Origin of the sequence: Photorhabdus cinerea, from assembly GCF_011189575.1 — a bacterium.
GTDB classification, from domain to species: Bacteria; Pseudomonadota; Gammaproteobacteria; order Enterobacterales; family Enterobacteriaceae; genus Photorhabdus; species Photorhabdus cinerea.
Map to the genome: position 1 here is coordinate 1 of NZ_PUJW01000061.1, position 5458 is coordinate 5458.

Genomic DNA, 5458 nt, shown 5'->3' on the forward strand with positions numbered 1-5458 from the left:
GGCGTGAGTCGGCGAATGACATAGGGGCTCGCAGCTGTCAGGCTGCAATAAAGCCGGATATAAAGCTGCAACCTACCAGTCAATGTCAGAACAATGGAAGCCTTGCAAACGGGATGCGTTCATATAAATTTATATGAACTTTTTCAATACCTCATCTCTGTTTGCATCTGTAACTACTGTGCTTTTGCTGACTGGCTGCGCCACAAATGTGGGCAAAACTCCCGAAACGGCTCAGTACAGTAAATTCCATGGTATTTACTGGCATAAGAATCCCGCTTACTCAGTTGCCAAGAACGCATACTCACTTGCAGGTGTTGATGTGAATTTTTCGGAAACAGAAGTTAAGCCTGGAAGCGCGGATGAAGCTGGTATTTCAAAGTACCTGATAAACGGCACGATGGGCTACGTGACAGGGGGCATTAAGGGACTAAGCATTATGACTCTTGCTTCCCTTTACTCGAAAGAAGATGCCGAGCGCATGGTAATGGAACACTTGGTTGTCTTTGTTTCTAACCCAACGAATCTCCCATTTGATGACCCAAAACTGGTTAAAGATGGGACCCGATATGCCTTCACCTTCGTAAAAGGTAGTGGCGCTAAGCGAGGCTTTGTGCTGGATAAACAACTGAAAGCGATTGATGAATGCCAGATCAGCACTTCCGCAATGGCAAAATTCGACAGTTGTGTATTAGCTACAGTACCATCAAAAGATACCGCTTTTGGTGACCGAGTATTTGATTACCAGGCGATTCGTCCGGCTACTGGACAGGAGCTGTCTCAGCTCAATTTGCCTAAAGGTAATTATTCCCTCATCCGTTATACACTGATCCCGACAACGATGGATGAGAGTTCTAAAGGATTTAATGGCTTTATTTTACGTCCTGACAATCCGAAAACCTCTCCTCGCATGCCGAGCGTATCTATTAATGGACAAGATTACTATTTGTTCTCAGGTGAAACGGGGAATAAAGGATTCCCGGAAAAAACACTAGTTGGCAAATGGTGATGCAAAATTTGAGATAAAAGAAAGAGGCCATTTCGGCCTCTTCAGACCGCTGACAAACCTCGTTGAAAATAACGAAGTTTTTTCTTTCATTAGACCCTGTAAGTAATTCTGTGTACTTGCCATTCTGCATAAATCTTTAAATGTATGCCTAAAAAAATGGAAGACCATCTTTGTGTCATCAACACCACATTCTTTTCTCAAATAACGGCCAAACCATTTCGACCAGTTTCCACTAATCTTCCCATATATATCTGGTAACAAATCTGGGAATACCCTCTCACGTTTTTGTACTGTTTTAACATAGTCTAAGAATCCAAGCTCAATTAGTGTGAGATGTATTAGCGCTCTTTAACTGTTACTCATCGGTGATGTTAAGTACCCACCTCTTTATTTCCATCCCATTAAAGTATGTTTCTTTCTTAATGTCGCAATACTTAAGTTGTGCCAATTCTTCTAACCTAGCACCGGTAAACAAAACCAATATGGGTAACCAATATCCAGCCTTTCCTCCACAACCTTTAGGGTACTCACCACGAATATACAGTGGTGAAGTGAAAATCTTAATCAGGCTTGCTTCATCATATGGTTTACGTTTGTTCTTCGCGCTTTCCTTTCTCTTAAGAGAAAGTTTTTCCGCTTTGTTATCCGTAATGTACTCAGGTCGTTTTAAGAGATTGAACTATTTCAGATTTGCTACAAACTTGCACTAAATCAGCAGGTATTCTCCGGCGGAAATAATACATGAGCCCACGACGATAAAGATGAGTACACATACGAATGAATTCTCCAGCACCGTTGGAACGGTGTGGTATACTCATGAGTAACAGCAAGGTGCGAATCTTAGGAAAATTATTTAGAAACATAAGGTTAGAAAGAAGTGGCGGAGGAGGAGAGATTCGAACTCTCGGATGGTTTCCCATCGGCGGTTTTCAAGACCGCTGCCTTAAGCCGCTCGGCCACCCCTCCGCAATGGCGTGCACTATAAACATCACCGAGACAGATGTAAAGCCTCCTCCTGTTCGATTGCCGTAAATTTATTCTTTCCCACTGCTGTTGGCTTATTTTATCCGCATACGTGCATGCCATTCTTGGGCATAAAGGTAATTTTTGCTAGATTACTACTGTCTTTCTTTGATGGTGAAATAATTATGTTGGTATTCGAAGGTCGTGAGATCGAAACCGATGCGCAAGGTTATCTGAAAAATAGCAGTGACTGGCAGGAAGCAATAGCTTTACTTCTCGCCGAGCAGGAAGTAATCGCTTTGACTGAACAGCACTGGGAAGTCATTCGTTTTGTCAGGGAATTTTATGATGAATTTAATACATCCCCAGCTATTCGTATGCTGGTAAAAGCAATCGCACAAAAGTATGGTGAAGAAAAAGGCAACAGCCGCTATCTTTACCGCTTATTTCCCAAAGGCCCAGCAAAGCAGGCAACTAAAATTGCAGGACTGCCAAAACCGGTAAAATGTATCTGATTAATAACCTAATTCAGTGGCGGACGCTAAAATCTAGAATATCCTCCACTGCGCAGGGCTGAGACGAAAAGCTATCTATTCGTGCACTTGGTGGCCCCCCTTGTTCTAACCAACAGGTTAATTTATTCAGTTGTTCAACATCACCATAAGCTACAATTTTGACACTGCCATCATGCAAATTACAGACATAGCCGGTCAGTTTATTAGATTTCGCCCAACGAAAAGTCTGATAGCGAAATCCAACCCCTTGAACCCGACCATAAGCATAAATTATTAACCCATATTTAATCATAATTAGTTCCTATCTACCCTATCACCTTGCGGTATCGCTCACATATGTAGTTAAGCACACTATTCTTGGTTGTGTTTTATATTTACTACAGCTAGCCTGAAATAATAGATGGAGCCACTCTCGCAATTAAAACAAAAAATGACTTCAACTACCGGGTATGCTCTTGTAATTCACCTTACTGCCCTTATATCAGTGTCAAGACAAGATCTCTTTGGAGGTGACTATGATTATCGCCAGCAAATTCGGTATCGGCCAACAAGTACGTCACAAGCTTCTGGGGTATTTGGGAGTGATCGTAGACATTGATGTGGAATATTCTCTGGAACAACCTCAAGAGGATGACATTGCATCCAATGCTGCTTTGCGTTCTGCTCCTTGGTATCATGTTGTGATGGAAGATGACGACGGCCAACCCGTACATACTTATTTGGCCGAAGCACAATTAGCCTACGAAACATCAGATGACCATCCAGAACAACCTTCTCTGGACGAGCTAGCAGAATCCATCCGCAATCAGTTACTGGCTCCACGACTACGCAATTAACTAACCTTTATTGTGTTTTTAAACTACTTGTACCACCTAGGCATCTGTGCCTCTTTTTGCCTATCGCTTTAAATACATTTGACAAGTTGTATCAATGAGCGCATTGAACCCGGTTCAGCAATGTTCCAATCATAATCATGATCCCGACCAACTTCGGCAATAGATGTTGCCATTACCGCAAAAATATGATGCATATCCATAATGTCTTACGGATTTCCGCCTCTAATCCGTACCCGTCGTGTTTCACCATCTTCTAAACTGCCTATACGGCAGTGCACGATTTCTTTTGTCAGGCGGGCGCGTTCTTTTTTTTCTAAGCTGCCTGTACGGCAGTGCACAGTGAAGGATCGCGAAGTTAGCCTTATTAACATTTCTAAGCTGCCTGTACGGCAGTGCACCCTATGGTCTGGCGCCGATTCAGATTATCAGGTTTCTAAGCTGCCTGTACGGCAGTGCACGAACACCCGGGGCAATTGCATAGGGAGTGATGTTTCTAAGCTGCCTGTACGGCAGTGCACCCTGTTTTAATTTCATATATTCGCTGTTATCCTTTCTAAGCTGCCTGTACGGCAGTGCACCTCAGCTTTCGCATCTTCTTCACTGATTTCATTTTCTAAGCTGCCTGTACGGCAGTGCACGTTGTATCTCCATTATCACGCTGCTGCAATAATTTCTAAGCTGCCTGTACGGCAGTGCACATAAGGTTGTTGAGGCCATGAAAGCCTACGGCGTTTCTAAGCTGCCTGTACGGCAGTGCACATTAATATTTGCCATAAATACGGAATTGGTGATTTCTAAGCTGCCTGTACGGCAGTGCACCGAATATCCAACAGAATGTTGTGTCCATCATCTTTCTAAGCTGCCTGTACGGCAGTGCACTTTTGTGCCTGTATATATACATCACATATAAATTTCTAAGCTGCCTGTACGGCAGTGCACCAAAGCAAAATATATATATCTACACATTACGCTTTCTAAGCTGCCTGTACGGCAGTGCACCAGCGCCGGTTGCCAGTTTGCCAGCTGATCACTTTCTAAGCTGCCTGTACGGCAGTGCACGTCATCCTCTTCTTCGGCGTCTTCCTCGTCGCCTTTCTAAGCTGCCTGTACGGCAGTGCACGCAGTAGCACCTTATCGTTGTTTTCACCCATGTTTCTAAGCTGCCTGTACGGCAGTGCACCAGGGGGTAAGTCGTAGTATTCAAAAATTTCAGGTTTCTAAGCTGCCTGTACGGCAGTGCACTGTTGCATATTAACCTTAACCTACTGACAGTTAAAGTATATTTTAATAAAACAACGAAAAAACCCTTTTTTACAAGAGAAATAATATTCCATTGAAAATCAATAAATTAAAATCGCCCCTTAAAAAAGGGTCAAAAACCAGGATGTGACAGAAACACTATATCTTAGTCAATGTAAGTACAAATTTAGGCAGAATTTAGAAGTCACAGAAATAATTAAATTCGTTTTAACATATTGTAATAAATATATAAATTAACCCGAATTCTGGATAAGAAATTGACGAGAAGCCTGTTCCAGGAGCAAAGTTTTGGTGCACACCAAAAACAGCTCCGAGGTGGAACAGGCTATGGACAACTTAGTTGAAATTTTCTGTCATGTCGATGATTTTTGCCGTTTTTTCATCCCTCAATGGGAACAATTTTGTCTCGATAGCGGGCATCGTTTACGCCGCCGACAAGGTCACATGTCTCCCAGTGAAATCATGACCATTTTGATCCTCTTTCACCTGTCACATTACCGTAATTTTAAAGCCTTCTATTTGGAATGCCTTTGGAAATATTACCACAACGATTTTCCAGTCTTGCTCAGTTATACCCGTTTTGTCAGTGTCGCCCCTTCCGTTTTAGTGCCACTATGCAGTTATCTGACGCAATATACGATCAAAGTGGTTGGCATTGACCTTGCCAAAAATGTTTTTCAGGTCTGCGTCTGGATGGCGGACGGTTCCGGTGCCTCTAACCGAAAGATTTCACGGCAAAAACTCCTTGATGTTGTGCGGACTTTCCCGCCATCAACCGTCATTGCCATGGAAGCCGGTGCCACTTCTCATTATTGGGGGAGAACGTTACAGGCGATGGGCTATACCGTCAGGCTCGTCCCCACCCAGCACGTCAAAGC

5 protein-coding genes, 1 tRNA gene, 2 pseudogenes and 1 CRISPR repeat array are annotated in these 5458 nt (G+C 43.1%); of the genes and pseudogenes, 4 read left to right on the forward strand and 4 right to left on the reverse strand.

The genetic code is table 11. The annotated features are described in order from the left end of the window. Positions 1–436 precede the first annotated feature (436 nt). Complete coding sequence (locus C5469_RS21980) at positions 437–1006, forward strand: hypothetical protein (protein ID WP_242689565.1); 570 nt, start codon at positions 437–439, stop codon at positions 1004–1006. A gap of 656 nt (positions 1007–1662) precedes the next feature. Here the strand turns inward: C5469_RS21980 and C5469_RS24620 are convergent. Both C5469_RS24620 and C5469_RS21985 read right to left on the reverse strand, forming a co-directional pair. Further along, positions 1663–1926, reverse strand: a complete 264-nt coding sequence (locus C5469_RS24620) for a DUF6538 domain-containing protein (protein WP_422615878.1) — start codon at positions 1924–1926, stop codon at positions 1663–1665. Then, a tRNA-Ser gene (locus tag C5469_RS21985) sits at positions 1885–1972 on the reverse strand. The genes C5469_RS24620 and C5469_RS21985 overlap by 42 nt, the downstream gene beginning before the upstream one ends. 182 nt (positions 1973–2154) lie before the next feature. On the opposite strand from C5469_RS21985, the gene tusE reads away from it, so the two are divergent. Further along, on the forward strand, positions 2155–2484 hold the full coding sequence (tusE, locus tag C5469_RS21990; protein ID WP_166310752.1) for a sulfurtransferase TusE: 330 nt from the start codon (positions 2155–2157) through the stop codon (positions 2482–2484). A 13-nt stretch (positions 2485–2497) separates the two neighbouring features. Here the strand turns inward: tusE and yccX are convergent, their stop codons facing one another. Continuing rightward, entirely contained in the window at positions 2498–2776 is a 279-nt protein-coding gene (yccX, locus tag C5469_RS21995; RefSeq protein ID WP_166310754.1) for an acylphosphatase, read from the reverse strand. Positions 2777–3002: 226 nt separating this feature from the next. Between yccX and hspQ the strand changes: the two genes are divergently transcribed. Further along, on the forward strand, positions 3003–3320 hold the full coding sequence (gene hspQ / locus C5469_RS22000; RefSeq protein ID WP_083451855.1) for a heat shock protein HspQ: 318 nt from the start codon (positions 3003–3005) through the stop codon (positions 3318–3320). An 83-nt stretch (positions 3321–3403) separates the two neighbouring features. On the opposite strand, the pseudogene C5469_RS24155 reads toward hspQ, so the two are convergent. Next, positions 3404–3511: pseudogene (locus C5469_RS24155) on the reverse strand (hypothetical protein); the annotation flags it as partial. A 59-nt stretch (positions 3512–3570) separates the two neighbouring features. Beyond that, positions 3571–4562: direct repeats of the CRISPR family, unit length 28 nt; unit sequence TTTCTAAGCTGCCTGTACGGCAGTGCAC. A 345-nt stretch (positions 4563–4907) separates the two neighbouring features. Here C5469_RS24155 and C5469_RS23885 point away from each other — a divergent pair. Further along, positions 4908–5458, forward strand: a pseudogene (locus tag C5469_RS23885) (hypothetical protein); the annotation flags it as partial.

What these genes read in the sequence shown, in the direction of transcription:
- C5469_RS21980 (WP_242689565.1), top strand. Translation starts at nt 437, where the DNA reads ATGACTCTTGCTTCCCTTTACTCGAAAGAAGATGCCGAGCGCATGGTA.
- C5469_RS24620 (WP_422615878.1), bottom strand. Translation starts at nt 1,926, where the DNA reads ATGGGAAACCATCCGAGAGTTCGAATCTCTCCTCCTCCGCCACTTCTT.
- tusE (WP_166310752.1), top strand. Translation starts at nt 2,155, where the DNA reads ATGTTGGTATTCGAAGGTCGTGAGATCGAAACCGATGCGCAAGGTTAT.
- yccX (WP_166310754.1), bottom strand. Translation starts at nt 2,776, where the DNA reads ATGATTAAATATGGGTTAATAATTTATGCTTATGGTCGGGTTCAAGGG.